The organism is Streptomyces sp. McG3 (assembly GCF_018619185.1).
Lineage (GTDB): Bacteria > Actinomycetota > Actinomycetes > Streptomycetales > Streptomycetaceae > Streptomyces.
On sequence record NZ_JAAXYC010000020.1, the window covers coordinates 1 to 23,499 of the forward strand.

General features: G+C 71.4%; 19 protein-coding genes and 2 pseudogenes. 12 read left to right on the plus strand and 9 right to left on the minus strand.

Annotated elements, in window-relative coordinates; translation table 11 throughout:
- Nucleotides 1–11: 11 nt before the first annotated feature.
- Nucleotides 12–134, plus strand: a pseudogene (locus HET64_RS38740) (DUF6343 family protein); the annotation flags it as partial.
- 21 nt (nt 135–155) lie between these two features.
- Here HET64_RS38740 and HET64_RS05565 read toward each other — a convergent pair.
- Nucleotides 156–1,301: pseudogene (locus HET64_RS05565) on the minus strand (bifunctional adenosylcobinamide kinase/adenosylcobinamide-phosphate guanylyltransferase); the annotation flags it as partial.
- A gap of 79 nt (nt 1,302–1,380) precedes the next feature.
- Here HET64_RS05565 and HET64_RS05570 point away from each other — a divergent pair.
- Nucleotides 1,381–1,590: a hypothetical protein gene (locus HET64_RS05570; protein WP_215102922.1), complete on the plus strand. Its 210-nt coding sequence runs from the start codon at nt 1,381–1,383 to the stop codon at nt 1,588–1,590.
- Nucleotides 1,591–1,692: 102 nt separating this feature from the next.
- On the opposite strand, the gene HET64_RS05575 is transcribed toward HET64_RS05570, so the two are convergent.
- The 3 genes from HET64_RS05575 to HET64_RS05585 form a co-directional block, all read right to left on the minus strand.
- The gene (locus HET64_RS05575; protein WP_215102924.1) at nt 1,693–2,781 is read right to left on the minus strand and encodes a S1C family serine protease; all 1,089 of its coding nucleotides are present in this window, start codon (nt 2,779–2,781) and stop codon (nt 1,693–1,695) included.
- A gap of 136 nt (nt 2,782–2,917) precedes the next feature.
- Nucleotides 2,918–3,610 (minus strand): bifunctional 2-polyprenyl-6-hydroxyphenol methylase/3-demethylubiquinol 3-O-methyltransferase UbiG, encoded by a 693-nt coding sequence (locus tag HET64_RS05580; protein ID WP_215102965.1) that lies wholly within the window; start codon nt 3,608–3,610, stop codon nt 2,918–2,920.
- 98 nt (nt 3,611–3,708) lie between these two features.
- Nucleotides 3,709–4,308, minus strand: coding sequence for a DUF3043 domain-containing protein (locus HET64_RS05585; protein ID WP_007451204.1), 600 nt, complete (start codon nt 4,306–4,308; stop codon nt 3,709–3,711).
- Between the two features lie 319 nt (nt 4,309–4,627).
- Here HET64_RS05585 and HET64_RS05590 point away from each other — a divergent pair, with 319 nt between their 5' ends.
- The 5 genes from HET64_RS05590 (at nt 4,628) to HET64_RS05610 (ending at nt 11,204) form a co-directional block, all read left to right on the plus strand.
- On the plus strand, nt 4,628–5,413 hold the full coding sequence (locus HET64_RS05590; protein WP_215102926.1) for a PspA/IM30 family protein: 786 nt from the start codon (nt 4,628–4,630) through the stop codon (nt 5,411–5,413).
- 9 nt (nt 5,414–5,422) lie between these two features.
- Complete coding sequence (locus HET64_RS05595) at nt 5,423–5,701, plus strand: hypothetical protein (protein WP_215102928.1); 279 nt, start codon at nt 5,423–5,425, stop codon at nt 5,699–5,701.
- Between the two features lie 157 nt (nt 5,702–5,858).
- A complete protein-coding gene (locus tag HET64_RS05600) occupies nt 5,859–7,136 on the plus strand; it encodes a sensor histidine kinase (RefSeq protein ID WP_215102930.1) in 1,278 nt (425 codons plus the stop codon).
- Nucleotides 7,133–7,867, plus strand: coding sequence for a response regulator transcription factor (locus HET64_RS05605; protein ID WP_215102932.1), 735 nt, complete (start codon nt 7,133–7,135; stop codon nt 7,865–7,867). The genes HET64_RS05600 and HET64_RS05605 overlap by 4 nt, the downstream gene beginning before the upstream one ends.
- 187 nt (nt 7,868–8,054) lie before the next feature.
- Nucleotides 8,055–11,204 carry an efflux RND transporter permease subunit gene (locus tag HET64_RS05610; RefSeq protein ID WP_215102934.1) on the plus strand — a complete coding sequence of 1,050 codons (3,150 nt, stop codon included), beginning with the start codon at nt 8,055–8,057 and terminating at the stop codon, nt 11,202–11,204.
- A 115-nt stretch (nt 11,205–11,319) separates the two neighbouring features.
- Here HET64_RS05610 and HET64_RS05615 read toward each other — a convergent pair whose 3' ends face one another.
- On the minus strand, nt 11,320–13,536 hold the full coding sequence (locus HET64_RS05615; protein WP_215102966.1) for a tetratricopeptide repeat protein: 2,217 nt from the start codon (nt 13,534–13,536) through the stop codon (nt 11,320–11,322).
- Between the two features lie 264 nt (nt 13,537–13,800).
- The gene (gene nadA / locus HET64_RS05620; protein ID WP_215102936.1) at nt 13,801–14,988 is read right to left on the minus strand and encodes a quinolinate synthase NadA; all 1,188 of its coding nucleotides are present in this window, start codon (nt 14,986–14,988) and stop codon (nt 13,801–13,803) included.
- A gap of 265 nt (nt 14,989–15,253) precedes the next feature.
- Between nadA and HET64_RS05625 the strand changes: the two genes are divergently transcribed.
- Entirely contained in the window at nt 15,254–15,610 is a 357-nt protein-coding gene (locus HET64_RS05625) for an iron-sulfur cluster assembly accessory protein (RefSeq protein WP_007451212.1), read from the plus strand.
- Between the two features lie 78 nt (nt 15,611–15,688).
- On the opposite strand, the gene HET64_RS05630 is transcribed toward HET64_RS05625, so the two are convergent.
- Nucleotides 15,689–17,128, minus strand: coding sequence for a hypothetical protein (locus HET64_RS05630; RefSeq protein WP_215102938.1), 1,440 nt, complete (start codon nt 17,126–17,128; stop codon nt 15,689–15,691).
- A gap of 194 nt (nt 17,129–17,322) precedes the next feature.
- A complete protein-coding gene (locus HET64_RS05635; RefSeq protein WP_215102939.1) occupies nt 17,323–17,520 on the minus strand; it encodes a hypothetical protein in 198 nt (65 codons plus the stop codon).
- Between the two features lie 156 nt (nt 17,521–17,676).
- Between HET64_RS05635 and HET64_RS05640 the strand changes: the two genes are divergently transcribed.
- A complete protein-coding gene (locus tag HET64_RS05640) occupies nt 17,677–18,651 on the plus strand; it encodes a carbohydrate kinase family protein (protein ID WP_215102940.1) in 975 nt (324 codons plus the stop codon).
- Here the strand turns inward: HET64_RS05640 and HET64_RS05645 are convergent, their stop codons facing one another.
- Entirely contained in the window at nt 18,652–20,034 is a 1,383-nt protein-coding gene (locus HET64_RS05645) for a cysteine desulfurase/sulfurtransferase TusA family protein (protein WP_215102941.1), read from the minus strand.
- A 273-nt stretch (nt 20,035–20,307) separates the two neighbouring features.
- Here HET64_RS05645 and coxB point away from each other — a divergent pair, with 273 nt between their 5' ends.
- Genes coxB through HET64_RS05660 form a run of 3 tightly spaced genes read left to right on the plus strand, consistent with a single transcriptional unit; the run spans nt 20,308 to nt 23,404 of the window.
- A complete protein-coding gene (coxB, locus tag HET64_RS05650) occupies nt 20,308–21,276 on the plus strand; it encodes a cytochrome c oxidase subunit II (protein WP_215102967.1) in 969 nt (322 codons plus the stop codon).
- On the plus strand, nt 21,273–23,009 hold the full coding sequence (ctaD, locus tag HET64_RS05655; protein WP_215102942.1) for a cytochrome c oxidase subunit I: 1,737 nt from the start codon (nt 21,273–21,275) through the stop codon (nt 23,007–23,009). Before coxB ends, ctaD begins: the two co-directional genes overlap by 4 nt.
- The gene (locus HET64_RS05660; RefSeq protein ID WP_215102943.1) at nt 23,006–23,404 is read left to right on the plus strand and encodes a cytochrome c oxidase subunit 4; all 399 of its coding nucleotides are present in this window, start codon (nt 23,006–23,008) and stop codon (nt 23,402–23,404) included. The genes ctaD and HET64_RS05660 overlap by 4 nt, the downstream gene beginning before the upstream one ends.
- The last annotated feature ends 95 nt before the right edge of the window (nt 23,405–23,499 follow it).

Sequence of the window (23,499 nt, forward strand, 5' to 3'; positions counted from 1 at the left end):
GTCCACTCCGTATGCGCCGGGCCCTCGGCGTCTTCGGCGTCGTCTGGACCCTGGCGGGTGTGGTCGCCTTCGCCCTCGTCGACGAGCCCCGCTGGGCGGCGCTCTGCGCCGTCCTCTGGCTGGTCGCGGTCCTCGACCTCGTGGTCGTCACCCGCCGCATCCGCCACCACACCCAGCCGCCCCAGCTCGTCCCGGAACCGGCGCCCCGCCGACGTCGCCGGCACCACCCCGGACCCCACCTCGTTGGTCACCAGCACCACCGGCCGCCGGGTCCCGCGCACCGCGGCGACCAGCTCCACGACCCGCTCCCGCAACGCCGCCTCGCCGCCACCGTGCCACCGCTCGTCCTCCCAGGCCTCCACCCGGTCCATCGCGTCGGTCAGCCACAGCGACAGGCAGTCGATCAGCAGCGGCGGCCCGTCCGACCGCAGCAGCTCCGCGATCTCGCAGGTCTCCTCGGTCCGCCAGGCGCCGGGCCTGCGCTCCCGGTGCAGTCCGATCCGGGCCGCCCACTCCGGGTCCCCGTCGCGGCGGCCGCCGGTCGCCACGTACACCACCTCCGGAAACGTCTCCATGCGCTGCTCCGCCTCCAGCGACTTCCCCGACCGCGCGCCCCCCGTCACCAGCACCCGGCGCGGCACGTCCGGCACCGCGGGGTACTCGCCCACCACCAGCGTCGTCCCGTCCGGCACCGCCCGCGCACCGGCCGCCGCCAGCCGCCGCTGGAGCGCCGGTCCCGGCGGGGCGTCGTGGTCCAGGTGGACCGCGATCACCTCGGTGGCCGGCCCGACCGCTCCGGCCGCCCGCAGCCGGGCCACCGCTTCGGGCCGCCCGATGACATCGAGGACGACCATGTCCAGGGGCCGGTCCAGCCGCTCGGGCAGGCCGGAGGGGGCGGCCCCCGGCGGCAGGTACAGCAGCCGCTCGCCCTCCGGGCCGGTCACCTCGTACCCGGTCCCCGGGGAGTCCATCGCCATCGCCCGCACCCGGTGCCCGCTGATCAGCGTCAGGACCTGGCCGTCCGGAACCCGGCCGGCCTGCGGCAGCAGGGCGGGCAGCTCGACGGCCGGCCCGTCGTGCGGGTGCGTCAGCAGCACCTGCCGGACCGCGCCCAGCGAACGCCCCGCACGGGCGGCGGCGAACACCGCCCCGGGCGTGAGGTCCAGCAGCAGCGCGTCGTCGACCAGCAGCGCCGTCGCGGCCCGCGCCCACGGGCCGCGGGCCGAGGCGCAGGCCGCGCAGGGGCAGGAGGGGCGCGGCAGCCCGTCGGGGGCTCCGGTGCCGAGCAGAGTCAGTTCCACACCTTGATCCTCCCGTGTCCCCGCGCGAGGTGCGCGTCCGGCTACGCTTCGGGAAGCAACGTGACTCATGGAGGCTGGCATGGCGTGGACGTGGCGGTTCGAGAAGTCCGACGGTACGGAGACGGAGCCGGTGCTGCAGCCGGAGGAGTTCACCACCCAGGGCGACGCGGAGTCCTGGATCGGCGAGTTCTGGAAGGAGCTCCTGGAGGGCGGCGCCGCACAGGTGACGCTCTTCGAGGACACCACCAAGATCTACGGCCCGATGAGCCTGCAGGCCGACAGCGCCTGACCCACGGACCGAAGCGGGCAGCGGAAGGGCGGGTGGTACGGGAATCCTCCCGTACCACCCGCCCTTCGGCCGTACCGGGCTCTCGGATCCTCTCCCGAGCCCTCAGATCTCCCCGAGCGTGACCTCCGCCGTCCGGCTGTCGCCGTCGCGCGTGTACGTCACGGTCACCTTCTGGCCCGGCTCGTCGCCCGCCAGCGCCTCGGAGAGCGAGGTGATCGTGGTGACCTCGCTCTCCCCGATCTTCGTGATGGTGTCCCCGGGCCTCAGCCCCGCGTCGTCCGCCGCGCCGCCCCGGTCCACGCTGACCAGCGCCACCCCGGCGGGGCGGTAGTTGTCGTCGACGACCGTGCGGCCCGTGATGTTCAGCGCGGCCCGGCCCGAATCGGTGACCTTGCCGTCCTTGATGATCTGGTCGGCGACCGTCTTCACCATCGAGACGGGGATCGCGAAGCCGATGCCAGGCGCCGCGCTGTCGCCCATCTGCGGGTCGGTCGCCGCGAGGGTCGGAATGCCGATCACCTGGCTGTCGAGGTTGACGAGCGCCCCGCCGCTGTTGCCCGGGTTGATCGCGGCGGACGTCTGCACCATGTTGGCGATCGTCGCGCCCGTGCCGCCGCCCGCCCGGCTCTCGCTCACGGTCCGGCCGAGCGCCGAGACGATGCCCTGGGTGACGCTGCTGGACAGGCCGAGCGGTGAACCCATCGCCAGCACGATCTGCCCCACCTCGACCTTCTCCGCGTCGCCGAACCTCGCGGGCTTCAGCCCGTCCGGCACCTCGTCGAGCTTGATCACGGCCAGGTCCTGCTCCGGGTAGGAGGAGACCAGCGTGGCGCTCAGCACCGCCTCCCCGGTGGCGACGCTGACCTTGAACGTCTTCTCGTCGCCGACCACATGGGCGTTGGTGACGATGTGCCCCTTGCCGTCGTAGACGACCCCGGAACCGAGGCCCTCCGAGGCGTCGATCTGCACCACCGACGGCAGTACGTCGTTGATGACGTCCTGGTAGGCGTTCTCCAGGTCGTCGGGGGCGCGTTTCGCCGAACCCTGCGCCGTACCGGACGCACTGGCCTCGGGGGCCGGAGCCGCCGGACCCGCACCGGAGCAGCCGCCCGCCAGGGCGATGGCGCAGACGGCCGCGGACAGGGGAAGCAGCAGCCTGCGCGCCCGGCTGCGGGAGGGGGATACATCCATATCCGGAGTCTGGGGCCCGCCCCGTCCGGGTGCCCGAACTGATGAGCCGAACGGGCCCCGTGGGGCCCGTGCTCCAGATCCTCCCGTTCGGATCGGGCCTGGCTCGCTGGGGCCGGCCCGACCCGGACGAAAGAACTTAGCCGCGCACGCCGCACAGATGCAGCAGCGCCGCCACACCCCGGTAGGGGTCGGTTCGCCCGGCCCGGTCCTCCAGGGTCAGGACCCGCTCCAGCTCCTCGGCCGGCAGCTCGGTCCCGTCCGCCACGTTGTCCGTGAAGACCCGCACCCCGTACCAGGCGTGCAGCGGCGCGGCGATCCCCGCGAGCGTGGCCCGCAGCGCGTCGAGCCGGTCGGCCCGCACGGTGAGGCCGAGGCGGTTGGTGTAGGTGGCGGTGTCGAAGGCGGTCAGGGCCGCGCCGAAGTCACCGGCGAGCCCCGGACGCATCGCGAGCGCGTCCGCGTTCCGTACGAGCAGGGAGAGCAGCCCGCCCGGGGCCAGCATCCGGGCGAGCCCGGCCAGCATCGGGTCCGGCTCCTCGACGTACATCAGGACGCCGTGGCACAGCACCACGTCGAAGCTGCCGGGCAGGAAGTGCACACCGGTGTCCCGGCCGTCGCCCTCGATGAGCCTGACCCGCTCCCGGATCCCGTCCGGCTCGGTCGCCAGGGACTCGCGGGCCGCCGCCAGCATCTCGGCGTCCGACTCCAGGCCGGTCACCGAGTGACCGGCCCGCGCCAGGCGCAGGGCCTGGGTGCCCTGGCCCATGCCGACGTCCAGGACGCGCAGCCGCCGGCCCACCGGGAAACGCCCGGCTATCTGCTCGTCCAGCTGCCGCGCGACGAGCTCCTGACGGACCCGGTTGCGTACGCCGCCGAGACCTGCCAGCCACGCCGAGGAGACCCCGGTGAAGCCGGAGGCCTCCGTGCTCAGGGCCGCTCTCCGCGCTTGACCTGCGGCTTCGGAAGCCGCAGTCGGCGCATCTGGAGCGTGCGCATCAGGCCGTACGCCACGGCTCCGCGCTTCGGCGTGTCCGGGAAGCGCTCGCGCAGCTGCTTCTTCAGGCGCATCGACAGACCGATCGAGTCGATCACGATCAGGATGATCACGCCGAGCCAGAGCAGCAACGAGATGCTCTGGATGTTCTGCACCTGGATCACGCTCAGGATCAGGATGATCACGGCGAGCGGCAGGAACCACTCGGCGATGCAGAAGCGCGAGTCCACGTAATCGCGGACGAAGCGCCTGACCGGGCCCTTGTCGCGGACCGGGAGGTAGCGCTCGTCGCCCGAGGCGAGCGCCTCGCGCTGCCTGGCCAGGTCGGTGCGCCGAGCCTCGCGCTGGCGCTTCATGGCCGCCTTGCGATCGGTCGGCGCACTGGACGCGGCACGACGGCGCTGCGTCTGGGCCTCGCTGCGCTTGGGGGTGGGGCGACCCTTGGGAGCCTGTGGGTCGCGGGGCTGCTGGGAGAGGTCCGCCGTCACCTTGTCGGTGGGGGCCTTCTCTGTCTTGGCACGGCTACGGAACACAAAACCCAAGGGTACGGGGTCGCCGCGCGGGCCCGGAGACCCGGGCGGGAACGATCCGGCAACGGACGGCGTCCCCACAGGTGTCCCGACAGGGCGATACGGGTGTCAACCGCCCGTTCCCGCGCCCGTCACCAGAATGTCCCAGGGCCTCACCTACACCCTGGGCGGGAGTGTTCACGGGGCGCAGTCGTCCTTGGGGAGGAGCACATCGGGACTCGGACAGTGCGGTAATAGAGACAGGGCCCGTACTGTGGGTTCTATCGGGAGTGCTGGAGCTCAGTCCGTCAGAAGGGGGCGCGCGAAGCCCATGAGCGGTGTAATGAAGCGTATGGGGATGCTTTTCCGCGCGAAGGCAAACAAGGCCCTTGACCGGGCCGAGGATCCGCGCGAGACCCTCGACTACTCGTACCAGAAGCAGCTGGAGCTGCTTCAGAAGGTGCGCCGCGGCGTCGCCGACGTGGCGACGTCCCGCAAGCGCCTGGAGCTGCAGCTGAACCAGCTGCAGGGCCAGTCGTCCAAGCTGGAGGACCAGGGCCGCAAGGCGCTGGCGCTGGGCCGCGAGGACCTGGCGCGCGAAGCGCTGTCCCGGCGCGCCGCCCTCCAGCAGCAGGTCACCGACCTGGAGACGCAGCACACGACGCTGCAGGGCGAGGAGGAGAAGCTCACCCTCGCGGCCCAGCGCCTCCAGGCCAAGGTCGACGCCTTCCGCACGAAGAAGGAGACCATCAAGGCCACCTACACGGCGGCCCAGGCCCAGACCCGGATCGGCGAGGCCTTCTCCGGCATCTCCGAGGAGATGGGCGATGTGGGCCTCGCGATCCAGCGGGCCGAGGACAAGACGCAGCAGCTCCAGGCGCGGGCCGGCGCCATCGACGAGCTGCTCGCCTCCGGCGCCCTGGACGACCCGACCGGCACGGCGAAGGACGACATCGCCGCCGAGCTGGACCGGATCTCCGGCGGCAGCGATGTGGAGCTGGAGCTGCAGCGCATGAAGGCCGAGCTGGCCGGCGGCTCCTCGTCCTCGCAGCAGGCCATCGAAGGCGGCGCACAGGACGGTGCGCAGCCGTCGCAGCAGTCGTCCCCGCACAAGTTCGACAAGCAGTAAGGCAGCGTCATGATCGTACGGATCATGGGGGAGGGCCAGGTCAAGCTGGCCGACAGTCACCTCGTCGAACTGAACGAGCTCGACGACGTCCTGCTCAAGGAGATGGAGAGCGGCGACGGCCCCGGCTTTCGCACGACCCTCCACGCGCTCCTGGACAAGGTGCGCGAGCTCGGCACTCCGCTGCCGGACGACTCCCTGGAGCCGTCCGAGCTGATCCTGCCGGCGCCCGACGCCACCCTCGAAGACGTACGGGCCATGCTCAGCGACGACGGGCTCATCCCCAACTGAATCCCACGGGCCGGCCCCGGCGGGCCCATGGATCGCCGCACCAGCACCCCGCACCCCTGCCCTGCGCCCGGTCCGCCGGACGCGGGGCAGAGGTGCTCCGGGCCCACCGCGGGGAAGGCTCCCGCCCCCGACCGGGGGCCGCGTACCGTAGCTGGACGTGACCACCCTCTCGTCCGGCTTCGCGCGCGCCCGCCGCTGGCTCCGGGACCATCCCCTCGCGTTCGACGCGACCCTCGCCCTCGGCTCGCTCGTCGCGATGATCGCCGGCTCGTTCGCCGACCCGGGCACCGGACACGGGCCGACCTTCGGCACCCGCACCCCCGAGCCGTTCAGCGTGCTCCTGATGGTCCTCGCCGCCGTGGCCCTGGTCCTGCGGCGACGGCGTCCGATGGCGGTGCTCGCCGCCACCGGGGTCCTCTCGGCCACCGAGTACATCCTGATGGACCCGCCCGCCCCGGTCGTCATGAGCACGGTCATCGCCCTCTACACCGTCGCCTCGCGGACCGACCGCCCCACCACCTGGCGGGTCGGGCTGCTGACGATGGGGGCGCTCACGGCGGCCTCCATGTTCTTCGGCTCGACGCCCTGGTACAGCCAGGAGAACCTCGGTGTCTTCGCCTGGACCGGGATGGCCGGGGCCGCCGGGGACGCCGTACGCAGCAGACGCGCGTTCGTCGACGCCATCCGGGAACGCGCCGAGCGGGCCGAGCGCACCCGCGAGGAGGAGGCCCGCCGCCGGGTCGCCGAGGAGCGGCTGCGGATCGCGCGGGACCTCCACGACGTCGTCGCCCACCACATCGCCCTGGTCAACGTCCAGGCCGGGGTCGCCGCCCACGTCATGGACAAGCGCCCCGACCAGGCCAAGGAAGCACTCGCCCACGTCCGCGACGCCAGCCGCTCCGCGCTCAACGAACTCCGGGTCACCGTCGGCCTCCTGCGTCAGCAGGGCGACCCGGAGGCGCCCACCGAACCGGCCCCCGGGCTCGCCGTCCTCGGCGAGCTGGTCGACACCTTCCGCAACGCCGGGCTCCCCGTCGAGGTGGCCGGCTCCGACCACGGGAACCGGCTGCCCGCCGCCGTCGACCTGGCCGCCTACCGGGTCATCCAGGAGGCCCTGACCAACGTCCGCAAACACGCGGGCGCCGGGGCCAGGGCCGAGGTGAGCGTCGTACGCGTGGGCGCCACCGCCGAGGTCACCGTGCTCGACAACGGCCGGGGGTGCGGCGCCCGACGGCCCGGGGCCGACGACGATCTGGAGAGCGGCGGTCACGGCCTGGTCGGCATGCGCGAACGCGTCACCGCCCTCGGCGGGGCCCTCACCGCGGGCCCTCGGTACGGCGGCGGATTCCGGGTCCATGCGATCCTTCCGGTCGAGGCCCGCAAGGGTGAACCGGAGCGGCCGGGCACAGCGGGCGGAACGAGGCTCTGCCGATGACCCAGCCGACACCGGCACCGGAACCGACGACCGTGCCGCGGCAGGCTCCCATCAAGGTGCTGCTCGCCGACGACCAGGCGCTGCTGCGCAGCGCGTTCCGGGTGCTGGTGGACTCCGAGCCGGACATGGAAGTGGTCGGCGAGGCCGCCGACGGGGCCCAGGCCGTCGAGCTGGCCCGGGCCTCGGGCGCCGACGTGGTGCTCATGGACATCCGGATGCCGGGCACCGACGGACTCGCCGCCACCCGCATGATCAGCGCCGACCCGGAGCTGTCCGCGGTGCGGGTGGTCATGCTCACCACCTTCGAGGTCGACGAGTACGTGGTCCAGTCGCTGCGCGCCGGAGCCTCCGGCTTCCTCGGCAAGGGCGCGGAGCCGGAGGAGCTCCTCAACGCCATCCGGATCGCCGCGGCCGGCGAGGCGCTGCTCTCGCCCGCCGCGACCAAGGGGCTCATCGCCACCTTCCTGGCCCAGGGCGGCAGCTCGGGGGAGGGGCCTGACAGCGCGGAGTACGCGGAGCGGCTGGCGGCGCTCACCGGCCGCGAACGCGAGGTGCTGGTGCTGGTCGCGGGCGGCCACTCCAACGACCAGATCGCCGAGCGGCTCGCGGTCAGCCCGCTCACCGTCAAGACCCATGTGAACCGGGCGATGGCGAAGCTCGGAGCCCGGGACCGGGCTCAATTGGTGGTAATCGCCTATGAATCGGGCCTGGTGCGTCCCCGGGCGGACTGACCGGGTGGAGTTCCGGCGTACTGCGGCGTACTCCACCTGCGGTATGCGCGGCATAAGAAAGCAGCCCGGGGGGCGACGTTTCGGCGGCGCGGAGCGGAGATCGTAGGACTGGGCTGGAGGTGCAGGTCCCTGACGTTTTCCCCCTCCCCGCCCTCTGCCGCGTACGCCACAGAAGAGAGACCCACCCATGTCCTGGCTGTCCAGATTCAGCCTCGCGCAAAGGGCCCTGATCGGGCTGATCTCGATTGTCGCGCTGGTCTTCGGCGCGATAGCGATCCCGCAGCTCAAACAGCAGCTGCTGCCCACCATCGAACTGCCGATGGTCTCGGTGCTGGCGCCCTACCAGGGTGCGTCCCCCGATGTGGTCGAGAAGCAGGTCGTCGAGCCGCTGGAGAACTCCCTCAAGGCCGTCGACGGCGTCGAGGGCATCACCTCCACCGCCAGCGAGGGCAACGCCCTCATCATGGCGACCTTCGACTTCGGCGACGAGGGCACCAAGCAACTCGTCGCGGACATCCAGCAGGCGGTCAACCGGGCCCGCGCCCAGCTGCCCGACGGTGTCGACCCGCAGGTCGTCGCCGGTTCCACGGACGACATCCCGACCGTGGTCCTCGCCGTCACCTCCGACAAGGACCAGCAGGTCCTGGCCGACCAGCTCGACCGCACGGTCGTCCCGGCCCTCCAGGACATCGAGGGCGTCGGCCAGGTCACGGTGGACGGCGTGCGGGACCTCCAGGTCTCCGTCGTCCCCGACGACAAGAAGCTCGCCGAGGCCGGCCTGAACGCGGGCGCGCTCGCCCAGGCCCTCCAGGCGGGCGGCGCGACCCTGCCTGCCGGCTCCTTCTCCGAGTCCGGCAAGAGCCGCACCATCCAGGTCGGCGGCGCCTACACCTCGCTGAAGCAGATCGAGGACCTCCAGGTCGTCGCCAAGGACCCGGCGGGCGGCGCGCCCGGAAAGCCGGTGCGCGTCGGCGACGTCGCCGAGGTGAAGCAGGAGCCGTCCACGGCGGTCTCCATCACCCGCACCAACGGCAGGCCGAGCCTCGCCGTGATGGCGACCATGGACAAGGACGGCAGCGCCGTCGCCATCTCGGACGCCGTCAAGGACAAGCTCCCCGACCTCCGCGAGGACCTCGGCAAGGGCGCGGAGCTCACGGTCGTCTCCGACCAGGGCCCCGCCGTCTCCAAGTCGATCTCGGGCCTGACCACGGAGGGTGCGCTCGGCCTGGTCTTCGCGGTGATCGTGATCCTGGTCTTCCTCGCCTCGATCCGCTCGACGCTGGTCACGGCGGTCTCCATCCCGCTCTCGATCGTCCTCGCGCTGATCGTCCTCTGGACCCGCGACCTGTCCCTCAACATGCTCACGCTCGGCGCGCTCACCATCGCCATCGGCCGGGTCGTCGACGACTCGATCGTGGTCCTGGAGAACATCAAGCGTCACCTCGGCTACGGCGAGGAGCGCCACGCGGCGATCATCACCGCGGTCAAGGAGGTCGCCGGAGCGGTCACCTCCGCGACGCTCACCACCGTCGCGGTCTTCCTGCCCATCGGGCTGGTCGGCGGCATGGTCGGCCAGCTCTTCGGCTCGTTCTCGCTGACCATCACCGCGGCGCTGCTGGCCTCCCTGTTGGTCTCGCTGACCGTCGTTCCGGTGCTGTCGTACTGGTTCCTGCGCGCGCCCAAGGGCACCCCCGAGGACGCGGCGGAGGCCCGCCGCCTCGCCGAGGAGAAGGAAGCGGCGAGCAAGCTCCAGCGGATCTACGTCCCGGTCCTGCGCTTCGCGACCCGCCGCCGGGTCACCAGCCTCGTCATCGCCGTCGCCGTGCTCCTCGGCACCTTCGGGATGGTCCCGCTGCTCAAGACGAACTTCTTCGACGCCGGTGAGCAGGAAGTCCTGAGCGTCAAGCAGGAACTCACCCCCGGCACCAGCCTGGAAGCCGCCGACGAGGCGGCCCGCAAGGTCGAGAAGGTCCTCGCGCAGGACAAGGGCGTCAAGGACTACCAGGTCACCGTCGGCTCCTCCGGCTTCATGGCCGCCTTCGGCGGCGGCACCGGCGCCAACCAGGCCACCTACCAGGTCACCCTGAAGGACGCCGCGGACTACGAAAACGCCCAGGACCGCATCGACGAGGCCCTCGGCAAGCTCGACGGCATCGGCGACACCACCATCGCCGCGGGCGACGGCTTCGGCTCCCAGGACCTGAGCGTCGTGGTCAAGGCCTCCGACGGGGACACCCTGAAGAAGGCGGCCGAGGCGGTCCGCGCCGAGGTCGACACCATCAAGGACGTCACCGACGTCCAGAGCGACCTGGCGCAGAGCGTTCCGCGCATCTCGGTCACCGCCAACGACAAGGCGGCCGCCGCCGGATTCGACTCCGCCACGCTGGGTGGCATCGTCGCCGGAGCCGTACGCGGCACGCCCGCCGGCACCGCGACGCTGGACGACACCGAGCGCGACGTCGTCATCCGGACCTCCGCCCCGGCCGCCACCATGGCCGAGCTGAAGGCCCTGCCGCTCGGCCCGGTCAAGCTCGGCGACATCGCCGACGTGAAGGTCGTCCCCGGCCCGGTCTCGATGACCCGGATCGACGGACAGCGCTCGGCGACGATCACCGCCAAGCCCGTCGGCGACAACACCGGCGCGGTCAGCACCGATCTCGCCAAGAAGATCGACGCCCTGGACCTCCCGGACGGCGCCACCGCCACCATCGGCGGCGTCACCGAGGACCAGAACGAAGCCTTCGCGCAGCTCGGCCTCGCCATGCTGGCGGCCATCGCGATCGTCTTCATGCTGCTGGTGGCGACCTTCCGGTCGCTCGTCCAGCCGCTGATCCTGCTGGTCTCGGTCCCGTTCGCGGCGACCGGCGCGCTGGCCCTCCTGCTCATCACGGGCACCCCGCTGGGCGTCCCCGCGATGATCGGCATGCTGATGCTCATCGGCATCGTGGTCACCAACGCGATCGTGCTGATCGACCTGATCAACCAGTACCGGGCCCAGGGCCTCGGCATCGTGGAAGCCGTCATCGAGGGTGGTCGCCACCGCTTCCGCCCGATCCTGATGACGGCACTCGCGACCATCTTCGCCCTGCTCCCGATGGCGCTCGGCGTCACCGGCGAGGGCGGCTTCATCTCGCAGCCGCTGGGCGTCGTGGTGATCGGCGGCCTGATCAGCTCCACGCTGCTGACCCTGCTGCTGGTGCCGACGCTGTACGCGATGGTCGAGCTCCGCAAGGAGCGCCGCGCCAAGAAGAAGGCGGCCAAGCGCGCCGCGAAGACGGGCGCACCGCACCAGCCGGAGCCGGAGGAGGCCCGGGAGGCCGAGCCCGCTCAGGCCTGACCCGAGGCCATGGCACGCAGGCCCGGCGTAACGAACGCGCAGGCTTGAGCCATGGAAGGAAGGGGCCTGTCCCACGCACCCGCGTGGGACAGGCCCCTTCCGCGTACGGCAGCTCTCAGGCCTCCCCGCCCAGCGCCCGGATGATCCGGTGCCACGTCTTCCCCCGCTGCTCGGGGAGCCGGACGCTGAGGGCGGTGGTCTCCCGCACCAGCCGGGCGCGGGTCTCCTCGGAGGCCTTGTGCAGGAGCGCGGCCAGGTCGTCCGGCTCGAAGCCCTCGGTGGCCCCCGCGAGCACGAGGGCCACCTGTGCGTGGGTGAGCGAGGAGAGCCGGTCGCCGAAGACCTGGCCCTCGATGCCCCCGCCGTGCATCAGCGCGACACCGTCCCCGGCCTCCAACGCCCGGTCCACGTAAGCCTGGAGGGCCTCGCGGTCCTCGACCAGGCGGTACGCGGCGTCCAGACCCTCGGCGCGGCCGATGTCGAGCATCGCGACGTGGGCCAGCGGGGTGTCCTCGGGCGGCCGGACGGCCAGCAGACGCGGGTGCTCCTCCAGGTAGGCCCGTGACTCCGTCCAGTCCGCGCACTCCAGCCACTGCGCCAACTGCTCCTGGAGGATCAGCGGATCGTAGGCGGCGGTCACCCCGTGGACGAGGACGGCCTCACGGAGCAGGGCGTGCCGCCGCGCACCGTGCGGGTCCAGGACGGCCAGCTCGTCCAGGGCCGTCGCCGCCTCCTCGCCGCCGAGGGTTTCGGCGTGCTCGGACCAGAAGTCGCGTGACCGGGGCCAGTCGGGTGCGAACATCCACGCACCGACGAGGTCCAGCGTCCCCGGCGACAGGGCGAGCCAGTCCGGCACGGGCGTGAAGGTCTCGTCCTCCCAGGCCGTGTGCACCGCCGCGATGTCACCGTAGGCGCGCAGTGCCTGCCGGGCCCGTACGGTCACGGTGTCCGCACCGACGGTCCTCTCCGCGTCCTCGTCGAGCCAGTTCACCAGCTCGGTCACCCCGGTCGCGGGCCAGGGGGCCGGGCAGCGCAGCAGGAAGGCGCTCCGCTCCACACTCAGACGCCGGGCGGTAGCCGGTCCGGCCCCGGCGAACTCCTTGACGGTCTCGTCGAACTCCTCGATCGCCGCCGCGTGCTCGCCGGTACGGGCGAGCGCCCGGGTCAGGTCGTCGAGGGCGGAGACCAGGGCGGCATCGGGGGCGCCGGGAGCCTCCAGCGCCAGGGACCGGTGGAGGGCCACCGCTTCCCGGAACGCCTCCACCGCCCCCTCGGCGTCCCCGTTCAGCTCCACGTACGTGCCGAGCATCTGGAGGGAGTCGGCCAGATCGGCCAGGACGGCGTCCCCCTGTTCGCGCAGGAGGCCGACGGCCTCCCGCACCGGGGGCAGGGCCTCCTGCGGGTCACCGGTGCCGGCCAGGCTCCGGGCAAGGGTGCGCAGCGCGGCGGCGAGGCCGGGGCGGCGGGCCGCGGGGTGACGGGCGGCCGACTCGCGGCACAGCGCGACGGCTTCCTCCGCCACCCGGAGGCCCGCCCCCGCGTCACCGGCCTTGTCGAGGTGACCGGCCAGGCCGTCGAGCGCCGTCGCCAGCTCCGGGCGGAAGACCTCCGGTTGCCGTGCGGCGAGCGCGCGGAAGCGGCCGCACGCCTCCCGGGCCGCTTCGATCGCCCCGGAGGCGTCGCTCACGGCCGCGCGGTGGTGGCCGAGGGCGTGGAGAGCCGCGGCGAGCCGGGGGAGGAAGGCCTCCGGATCCTCCTCGGCGAGGCCCCGGAGGAGACCGACCGCCTCCTCGGCGTGGGGCACGGCCTCCACCACCTCCCCGGCGCCGCCCAGCCGCGTGGCGTAGTTCAGGAGATACGCGGCGAGCGCCGGGACGGACGCGCCCGGCTGCTCCTCCTCGACCAGCTCGCGCTGGAGCCGCACGGACTGCTTCGCGAACGGCACGGCCGCCGCCCGGTCCCCGGTGTCGGCGACGCGGTCGCCCAGGGAGCCCATGGCCAGGGCCAGCTCCGCCTGGAAGCCGCCGGGGCGCTTCATGCCGAGTTCGGCGTAGATCCGCGCGGCCTCCTTCGCCGGGGGCAGCGCGCCGGTGCGGTCCCCGGCGGCGGAGAGCAGGTCCGACAGCCGGTGCAGGGCCCCGGCCAGCGCGGGCAGCCCGCTGGCCGGGTCCTCCTCGGCGGCGGCCCGCCGGGCGCTCACCTCCTCCCGCGCCCGCGCCAGCTCCGCGCGCGCCGACACGTCGGAGGCGGGGTCGTCCTGCCGGACCTCGTGCCCCGCGCCCGCTCCGCCCTCCTCGTCGCCGACGCCCGTCCCGCGGTCCTCGTAACCCATGCCCGCCCCACCGTTCTCGCCGTTCGTTCCGGTCGGCCTCATCGGGCCTCATCGGTCCCGCCCGCGCGAAGAAGCGCTGCGGTGAGTAGCAGCGTAGTTACGCGGTGGTGTCATCGGCCGCCGTAGGGGCGAACCGGCCCGACCGGAACGTTTCTGCCCGCCCGTCCCGGGCTGAGCGTCCGGGCCGCTGCCTCCCGGGCGTACGGGAAAGCCCCGGTACGCCGATCTGTGGCGTACCGGGGCTCCGGCGGGGAACGGCGTCCGTTACGGCAGCGCCAGCATCCGCTCCAGCGCGAGCTTGGCGTACTTCTCCGTCTCCGGGTCGACCTCGATCCGGTTGACCAGCTTGCCCTCGGCCAGCGACTCCAGGGTCCAGACCAGGTGCGGCAGGTCGATGCGGTTCATCGTCGAGCAGAAGCAGACCGTCTTGTCGAGGAAGACGATCTCCTTGTCCTCCGCGGCGAAACGGTTCGCCAGCCGCTGGACCAGGTTCAGCTCCGTGCCGATGGCCCACTTCGAGCCGGGCGGGGCCGCCTCCAGGGCCTTGATGATGTACTCCGTCGAGCCCACGTAGTCCGCGGCGGCGACGACCTCGTGCTTGCACTCCGGGTGCACCAGCACGTTGACCCCGGGCATCCGGGCCCGGACGTCCTCGACCGACTCGACCGAGAAACGGCCGTGGACCGAGCAGTGCCCGCGCCACAGGATCATCTTCGCGTCGCGCAGCTGCTCGGCGGTGAGGCCGCCGCCCGGCTTGTGCGGGTTGTAGAGGACGCAGTCCTCCAGGGTCAGGCCCATGTCCCGCACGGCCGTGTTGCGGCCCAGGTGCTGGTCGGGGAGGAAGAGGATCTTCTCGCCCTGCTCGAAGGCCCACTCCAGGGCCCGCTTCGCGTTCGACGACGTACAGATCGTGCCGCCGTGCTTGCCGGTGAAGGCCTTGATGTCGGCGGAGGAGTTCATGTAGGAGACGGGCACCACCTGGTCGGCGACCCCGGCCTCCGTCAGCACGTCCCAGCACTCGGCGACCTGCTCGGCGGTGGCCATGTCGGCCATCGAGCAGCCGGCCGCCAGGTCGGGCAGGACGACCGCCTGGGAGTCCGTGGTCAGGATGTCCGCGGACTCCGCCATGAAGTGGACACCGCAGAAGACGATGTACTCGGCCTCCGGGCGCGCGGCCGCGTCGCGGGCCAGCTTGAACGAGTCGCCGGTGACGTCCGCGAACTGGATGACCTCGTCGCGCTGGTAGTGGTGGCCGAGGACGAACACCCTGTCCCCGAGCTTCTCCTTCGCGACGCGGGCGCGCTCCACCAGGTCCGGGTCGGACGGGGAGGGCAGGTCGCCGGGGCATTCGACGCCGCGCTCGCTCCTCGGGTCGGCCTCGCGGCCGAGCAGCAGCAGCGCGAGCGGTGTCGGCTGTACGTCCAGGGGCTGGGCCGTGGTCACGTCACGCACCCTTTCTAGTCTGCGAACTCAAGATCACTCCGCGAGTCATCCGCGAAGAGCTTCGGCGAACTCGCCTTTTCGTCTATTTGACGCTATCTATCATAGCCGCTTCGTGTCACTTTGACGATGCCGATAGCGTCGATGTGACGCATCCCCCGGGCGGCCCGGTGTGCGAGCATGAAAAGGAACAGACAAGCGCGTGGCCCGGAATGTTTCCGCGGCCGAGGCGGTTGAACCGTCGGCAAGCAGTCCGTACAACCCGGGAGAGAAGCAGATGTCCGTATCGGACGAGACCACCACCGTGAGCGACGGCATCCTCCTGTCCGACGCCGCCGCCGCCAAGGTCAAGGGCCTGCTGGAGCAGGAAGGCCGCGAGGACCTGGCGCTGCGCGTCGCCGTCCAGCCCGGCGGTTGCTCGGGCCTGCGCTACCAGCTCTTCTTCGACGAGCGTTCCCTCGACGGTGACGTCGTGAAGGACTTCGACGGCGTCAAGGTCGTCACCGACCGGATGAGCGCCCCGTACCTGGGCGGCGCCTCCATCGACTTCGTCGACACCATCGAGAAGCAGGGCTTCACGATCGACAACCCGAACGCCTCCGGCTCCTGCGCCTGCGGCGACTCCTTCAGCTAAGCGCTGAGAGCGGGAACACACAGCGCACGGAGGCGGCTCCGGGAATCATCCCGGGGCCGCCTCCGTGCGCATGTCCGCTCAGCCGCGCGGCACCGCACCGCCCGACGCCGCGTCGATCACCGTGCGGTCGCCCAGCGGCTTCTCCAGTGTCACCGTCCGGGTCAGCTCCTTGGCGATCATGATGCAGGCCTTCTTGCCCTCCTGCGGCTTCTCCGTCACGGAGATCGCCACCTGGCCCGCGCTCTCCTTCGCGCTCGCCGTGTACGTGCTGCACACGCCGCCCCAGAACGTCACCTCAAGGGTCCGCCCGTCCGCGCCGTACGACGTCACCTTCCGGTCCCCGGAGGGTGCGGGCGTCTCCGGCTTCTCGATGAACTCCGGGTCCACGGCGACCTGCGTGACCGTGTTCTCCGGGCCGCCCGGGGCCTGGCGGACCGTGAACAGCCAGGACGGCACCAGCGTCTGCCGGCCGTCCACGTGGTTCAGCGCGAGACCAAACACCGCGTCCTCGACCGTCTGCTCCACCGGCGCCCGCTTGCCGTTCGACGGCACGCACTGGGGGTCCGAGGGCTTCGGCTCGCCCTGGTGCGGTACGGGAGTGGCGCAGCCGCCGACGTCCCGGCCGGCGTCGCCCCCGCCCCGGCTCGCCGCGTTCAGCTGCTTCAGCGCCTCGTCCGCGCCGACCGCCGGGTAGGTGTCGCCCTTCTCCAGCGCCTTCAGATGTCCGCTGCCGCCGGTCACCTTGCCGTCCGGGCCCACCTGGACACCGGTCGACCAGCCGTAGGTCGGGAGCCCGTCGATCCTCGGATCGGCGTTCACCACGCGGACGTCGCCCATCAACTGGCCCGCGTTCAGCGCCGCGTCGTCCTGCCCGGCCGCCTTGAGCACCGGGACCGCGGCCGCCTTCGCCGCCTTCTCGCTCACCGGGTCGCCGCCCGGCTCCGAGGCCCCGTTCGCGCACATCGTCCCCGGCTCACAGGGCTTGGCCGGGGTGGTGCGGGCGAACGTCCAGGTGCCCGGGGCCTGCTTCGCCACCTTCAGGAGCGCCCCGGGGCCGTCGTCGTCGCCGACCACCCAGGACGTGCCCTCGGTGCGCGGCGAGCCCGGGATGCCCAGCGCCTTCGCCAGCCGGGCGACGTCGGCCGACGCGACCGTGCCCTTCGCATGGTGGACCGCCGCCTCGTCCGGGCCGTCCGGGAGGTCGCCCGCGGCCCGGTAGGTCACGGGCGGGCCGCCCGGGTCCGGTTCGCCGGGTGCGATGCCCGGGGGAGGGGTGTCCGAGGCCGAGGACGTGCCGCCCGGGCCGTCTCCGGCGGGAGCGTCCAGGGCCAGCGGCAGGGCCTCGCCCCGCGGCGACGAACCGCTGTCCGCCGCGCCGCCGTCGCCCGCGGCGGTCGAGGCCCAGTACGCCCCACCGCCCCCGGCCAGCAGCACGGCCGCGGCCACCGAGGCCACCGCGAGCGGCGGACGCCGCCGCCGGGGGCCGGTCACGTCGTTGTCGGGTCGCTCGGTGCTCACCGGATCGCTCCTTCGACTGCGTTGCCGTCGCGGTGCCTGCCGCGTGTCCCCGGACGGGGACACCGGTGGGACGGAGCGGAGGAGCGTGCGGTTCCCGCGACCGGGGCCGCCCGGACCCGGGCACCGTACGGTGCCCGTCGGAGGCCGTACGGAAAAGGCCGAAATATGATGTCGGCCGGTCCGGCCCGCCGTCCTCAGTCGCCGTACTCGGACATCGCGTCGATCAGCCGCGCCGACGAGGGCGGAACCGTCACCCCGTTGATCAGGGACGGCTTCACCGGGACGGGGGCGCTCTTCACGGCCGCCGTCCAGTGCGGCGCCATCCGCGCACAGTCACCGCGCAGTGCGGCCAGGCTCGATTCCGACTCGGGCAATGCGGTGTGCTTCGACATATCCGCACCGTAACCACGGTCGAGCTCAGGTAGAAAGACCTACTATCGGGTAGTTTTCCCTTTTCCTGGCCGTCGCCTCACCCGGTAGCGTGAACTGTCACGTCGTCCCGGAGGGCGCACTCACGGCCCTTCGCCTTCCGCAGGAGCAGCCTCCCCGTGCGTATTGCAGTCACCGGCTCGATCGCCACCGACCACCTCATGACCTTCCCCGGCCGCTTCGCCGACCAGCTGGTCGCGGATCAGCTGCACACGGTCTCCCTCTCCTTCCTGGTCGACAACCTCGATGTCCGCCGGGGCGGTGTCGCCGCCAACATCTGCTTCGGGATGGGCCTGCTCGGCACCCGCCCGATCCTGGTCGGCGCCGCGGGCTCGGACTTCGACGAGTACCGCGCCTGGCTCGACCGGCACGGCGTCGAGACCGGCTCGGTCCGCATCTCCGAGGTACTGCACACCGCCCGCTTCGTCTGTACCACCGACGCCGACCACAACCAGATCGGCTCCTTCTACACGGGCGCGATGAGCGAGGCCCGCCTCATCGAGCTGAAGAGCGTCGCCGACCGCGTCGGCGGCCTCGACCTCGTCTCCATCGGGGCCGACGACCCCGAGGCGATGCTCCGCCACACCGAGGAGTGCCGCTCCCGGAACATCCCCTTCGCAGCGGACTTCTCGCAGCAGATCGCGCGGATGGACGGCGAAGAGATCCGCATCCTCCTCGACGGCGCCACCTACCTCTTCTCCAACGAGTACGAGAAGGGGCTCATCGAGTCCAAGACCGGCTGGAGCGACGAGGAGATCCTCGCGAAGGTCGGCCACCGCGTCACCACCCTCGGCGCCCGCGGTGTCCGGATCGAGCGGGTCGGCGAGCCGGTCATCGAGGTCGGCTGCCCCGAGGAGGACACCAAGGCCGACCCCACCGGCGTCGGCGACGCCTTCCGGGCCGGCTTCCTCTCCGGCCTGGCCTGGGGCGTCGGTCTGGAGCGCGCCGCCCAGGTCGGCTGCATGCTCGCCACCCTGGTCATCGAGACGGTCGGCACCCAGGAGTACACCCTGCGCCGCACCGCCTTCATGGACCGCTTCACCAAGGCGTACGGCCACGAGGCCGCCACCGAGGTCCGGCAGCACCTGGCGTGATCAGCTGAGCCGGCGGACCACATAGGCCGAGCCGCGGTCCGCCGGCTCCTCGCCCACGTACTCCTGGCCCCGCATCTCGCACCAGGCCGGGATGTCCAGCCGCGCCGCCTCGTCGTCGGCGAGCACCGTCACCGTGGCGCCCACCGCTACCTCCCCGATCACCTTTGCGAGCTCGATCACCGGGATCGGGCAGCGACGGCCCAGCGCGTCGACCACCGGGGACGCGGCGGGACCGGGGGAGTGGGGTGCGGATACCGGGGCGCCGAACCGCTCGCGCACCTCGCCGACCACCCCGGGCAGGACCTCCAGGAAGCGGTCCACGTCCGCCCCTGCCGTGCCCGGCGGCAGCGACACCCGGACGTTCCCCTCCGAGAGCACCCCCATCGCCTTGAGCACATGGCTCGGAACCAGGGTGCTGCTCGTGCAGGACGAGCCGGACGACACCGAGAACTCCCTCCGGTCCAGCTCGTGCAGGAGAGTCTCCCCGTCGACATAGAGACAGGAGAAGGTGACCAGATGCGGCAGCCGCCGCTCCGGATCACCCACCACCTCGACATCGGGCACCCGCTCGGCCACGACGGTCCGGATCCGGTCCACCAGGGCCCGCAGCCGCCCCGACTCCGTCGCGGCCTCGCTCCGTACCGCGCGCAACGAGGCCGCCGCCGCCACGATCGCCGGCAGGTTCTCGAACCCCGCCGCCCGCCCCGACTCCCGCTCCCCGGCCGGGCCTTGAGGCGCGTAACGCACCCCCTTGCGGACCGCGAGCAGCCCGACCCCGGCCGGGCCGCCCCACTTGTGCGCGCTCGCCGTCAGCAGCGACCAGCCCGCCGGGACCGGCCCCCAGCCGAGCGACTGGGCCGCGTCCACCAGCAGCGGCACCCCGGCGTCCGCGCAGCGCGCGGCGACCTCGGCGACGGGCTGCTCGGTGCCCACCTCGTGGTTGGCCGACTGGAGGCAGGCCAGCGCGGTGTCCGCCCGCAGCGCCCCGCCGTACACCGCCGGGTCCACCGCCCCCGTGCGGTCCACCGGGACCTCGGTGAACGAGCCGCCCGCCGCCTCGTGGGCCGCCGCCGAATGGAGCACCGACGAGTGTTCGACCGCCGAGAGGGCCAGATGGCGGCCGACACGCCGACGCCCCGAAAGAGCCCCGGCAATTCCCGCGTGCACCGCCGTCGTCCCGGACGAGGTGAAGACCAGTTCGTCGGGGCGGCATCCGACGGCCTCCGCGGCGGCCTCCCGGGCCGCGTCCAGGAGCAGCCTGGCCCGCCGCCCCTCCCGGTACAGGCGGGCGGGATCGGCCCAGCCCTCGTCGAGCGCGGCAAGCAGCGCCTGGCGTGCGACGGGGTGCAGGGGGGCGGCGGAGGCGGCATCGAAGTAGGGCACCCCGCCACGCTAGCCCGCACCCGGCCCCACCTCGCCGGTGGCCGTTCCTCCCGGACGGGCGAGTGGCCGTCAGATGGGGGCCGGAGGCCCGGATTCCACCCCATGGGCGTGTCGGGCGGCGCGTTGGGCACCCTCCCCGCGCGACCCTAAATAGCGTCCAGTAGGGTTTGGTCCGCATAAACATCCAAACCCCTGCCCGCGTCAGGGCCGGCGACCGACCAGAGACATACGGGCGCGCCGACCGTGCGGGCGAGACTCTCGGGAAGGCGCTACGTGAGTCCCAACGGCTCCGACCGCTCGTCGCGGCGCCCGATGCGGCGGAAGCTGCCGCAGGTGCTGACTGCGGGCCTGGTCCTGGCGACGGCCTCCGGTTGTTCATACAACTGGGAGGATTTCCCCCGCCTCGGAATGCCCACTCCGGTTACGGAAGAGGCCCCTCGGATCCTCTCCCTCTGGCAAGGCTCGTGGGCGGCAGCGCTCGTCACGGGTGTCCTTGTCTGGGGACTGATCCTCTGGAGCGTCTTCTTCCACCGGCGTAGCCGGACCAAGGTGGAGGTACCTCCGCAGACCAGGTACAACATGCCCATCGAGGCGTTGTACACAGTGGTCCCCCTCATCATCGTCTCGGTGCTCTTCTACTTCACCGCGCGTGATGAGTCGAAGCTCCTCGAGCTCTCCGACAAGCCCGCCCACACCATCAACGTGGTCGGCTTCCAGTGGAGCTGGGGCTTCAACTACATCGAGAAGGTGGATGGCCAGCCCGCTGCGGGCCCCGAGATCCCCAAGGAACTCGACGCCATCCCCGACCGGTTCCACAAGGACTTCCCCGAAGGCGCCGGCGGCGTCTACGACGTGGGCATCCCCGGGACCCGCAACCCGCAGAACGGCAACCCGGGTCCGACCCTGTGGCTGCCGAAGGGTGAGAAGGTCCGCTTTGTCCTCACTTCGCGTGACGTCATCCACTCCTTCTGGGTGGTGCCGTTCCTCATGAAGCAGGACGTCATCCCGGGCCACACCAACGCGTTCGAGGTGACTCCCAACCGGGAGGGCACCTTCATGGGCAAGTGCGCCGAGCTCTGTGGCGCCGACCACTCCCGGATGCTCTTCAACGTCAAGGTCGTCTCCCCGGAGCGTTACCAGCAGCACCTCAAGGAGCTGGCTGAGAAGGGTCAGACGGGCTACGTGCCGGCAGGCATCGCGCAGACGGACCCGGCCAGGAATGCGGAGAAGAACCAACTGTGAGCATCCTCAACGAATCTCAGGGTGCCGCTCCGGCAGACGACTCGTACGAGGACGAGCTGCCCGTGCGGCGCAAGCAGCCGGGAAACATCGTCGTCACGTGGCTGACCACCACTGACCACAAGACGATCGGTACGCTCTACCTGGTCACGTCGTTCGTGTTCTTCTGCATCGGCGGACTCATGGCGCTCTTCATGCGCGCCGAGCTGGCCCGTCCGGGCACGCAGATCATGTCGAACGAGCAGTTCAACCAGGCGTTCACGATGCACGGCACGATCATGCTGCTGATGTTCGCGACGCCGCTGTTCGCCGGATTCGCGAACTGGATCATGCCGCTGCAGATCGGCGCGCCCGACGTGGCGTTCCCGCGGCTGAACATGTTCGCGTACTGGCTGTACCTCTTCGGCTCGCTCATCGCGGTGGCCGGCTTCCTCACCCCGCAGGGTGCGGCGGACTTCGGCTGGTTCGCCTACTCCCCGCTCTCGGACGCGGTCCGGTCGCCGGGCGTCGGCGCCGACATGTGGATCATGGGTCTGGCCTTCTCCGGCTTCGGCACGATCCTCGGCTCGGTCAACTTCATCACCACGATCATCTGCATGCGCGCACCCGGCATGACGATGTTCCGCATGCCGATCTTCACCTGGAACGTCCTGCTGACCGGTGTGCTGGTCCTGCTGGCCTTCCCGGTCCTCGCCGCCGCGCTCTTCGCGCTGGAGGCGGACCGAAAATTCGGTGCGCATATCTTCGACGCGGCCAATGGCGGCGCATTGCTCTGGCAACACCTCTTCTGGTTCTTCGGCCATCCAGAGGTGTACATCATCGCGTTGCCATTCTTCGGAATCATTTCCGAGGTCATCCCGGTATTCAGCCGCAAGCCGATGTTCGGCTACATCGGCCTGATCTCCGCGACGATCGCCATCGCCGGCCTTTCCGTGACGGTGTGGGCGCACCACATGTACGTCACGGGCGGTGTGCTGTTGCCGTTCTTCTCCTTCATGACGTTCCTCATCGCCGTGCCGACAGGCGTGAAGTTCTTCAACTGGATCGGCACGATGTGGAAGGGGTCGTTGTCCTTCGAGACACCGATGCTCTGGGCCGTCGGCTTCCTGATCACCTTCACCTTCGGTGGTCTGACCGGCGTCATCCTCGCCTCGCCCCCGATGGACTTCCACGTCTCGGACTCGTACTTCGTCGTCGCGCACTTCCACTACGTCATCTTCGGCACCGTGGTCTTCGCGATGTTCTCCGGATTCCACTTCTGGTGGCCGAAGTTCACCGGCAAGATGCTGGACGAGCGGCTCGGCAAGATCACGTTCTGGACGCTGTTCGTGGGCTTCCACGGCACGTTCCTGGTGCAGCACTGGCTCGGTGCCGAGGGCATGCCGCGTCGTTACGCGGACTATCTCGACGCCGACGGCTTCACCGCGCTGAACACGATCTCGACGATCTCCTCGTTCCTCCTCGGCCTGTCGATGCTGCCGTTCTTCTACAACGTCTGGAAGACCGCGAAGTACGGCAAGAAGATCGAGGTCGACGACCCGTGGGGTTACGGCCGTTCGCTGGAGTGGGCGACCTCCTGCCCGCCGCCGCGGCACAACTTCCTCACGCTGCCGCGGATCCGTTCCGAATCCCCGGCGTTCGACCTGCACCACCCGGAGATCACGGCGCTCGAACAGCTCGACCACCTCTCCGAGTCGGACAAGGCCCTCGCCGGCGGCAAGGAGGCAGGCAAGTGAAGATCCAGGGACAGATGTTCATCTGGCTGAGCGTCTTCATCCTCGCCATGGCCGTCGTGTACGGCGTGTGGTCCAAGGAGCCGGTCGGCACCACGGCCCTCTTCCTGGCCTTCGGGCTGTCCATCATGATCGGCTTCTACCTGGCCTTCACGGCCAACCGGGTCGACGCCATGGCCCAGGACAACAAGGAAGCGGACGTCGCCGACGAGGCGGGCGAGCTGGGGTTCTTCTCCCCGCACAGCTGGCAGCCGCTCTCCCTGGCGGTCGGCGGAGCCTTCGCCTTCATGGGCGTCATCTTCGGCTGGTGGCTGCTGTACTTCTCCGCCCCCCTGCTCCTGATCGGCCTCTTCGGCTGGGTCTTCGAGTACTACCGGGGCGAGAACCGCACCCAGTGACACCGCACCCCGTGACACCGCTCCCCGGGTGACACGCGCTACACCACGAAGGGCCCGCGTCGCCGACAGCGACGCGGGCCCTTCGCTCGTTTGCA

Excerpts from the sequence above, each read along its gene's own strand:
- HET64_RS05595 (WP_215102928.1), top strand. The coding sequence starts at position 5,423 with ATGATCGTACGGATCATGGGGGAGGGCCAGGTCAAGCTGGCCGACAGT.
- HET64_RS05635 (WP_215102939.1), bottom strand. The coding sequence starts at position 17,520 with ATGTCGAAGCACACCGCATTGCCCGAGTCGGAATCGAGCCTGGCCGCA.
- HET64_RS05610 (WP_215102934.1), top strand. The coding sequence starts at position 8,055 with ATGTCCTGGCTGTCCAGATTCAGCCTCGCGCAAAGGGCCCTGATCGGG.
- HET64_RS05570 (WP_215102922.1), top strand. The coding sequence starts at position 1,381 with ATGGCGTGGACGTGGCGGTTCGAGAAGTCCGACGGTACGGAGACGGAG.
- HET64_RS05625 (WP_007451212.1), top strand. The coding sequence starts at position 15,254 with ATGTCCGTATCGGACGAGACCACCACCGTGAGCGACGGCATCCTCCTG.
- HET64_RS05615 (WP_215102966.1), bottom strand. The coding sequence starts at position 13,536 with ATGGGTTACGAGGACCGCGGGACGGGCGTCGGCGACGAGGAGGGCGGA.
- HET64_RS05605 (WP_215102932.1), top strand. The coding sequence starts at position 7,133 with ATGACCCAGCCGACACCGGCACCGGAACCGACGACCGTGCCGCGGCAG.
- HET64_RS05575 (WP_215102924.1), bottom strand. The coding sequence starts at position 2,781 with ATGGATGTATCCCCCTCCCGCAGCCGGGCGCGCAGGCTGCTGCTTCCC.
- HET64_RS05590 (WP_215102926.1), top strand. The coding sequence starts at position 4,628 with ATGAAGCGTATGGGGATGCTTTTCCGCGCGAAGGCAAACAAGGCCCTT.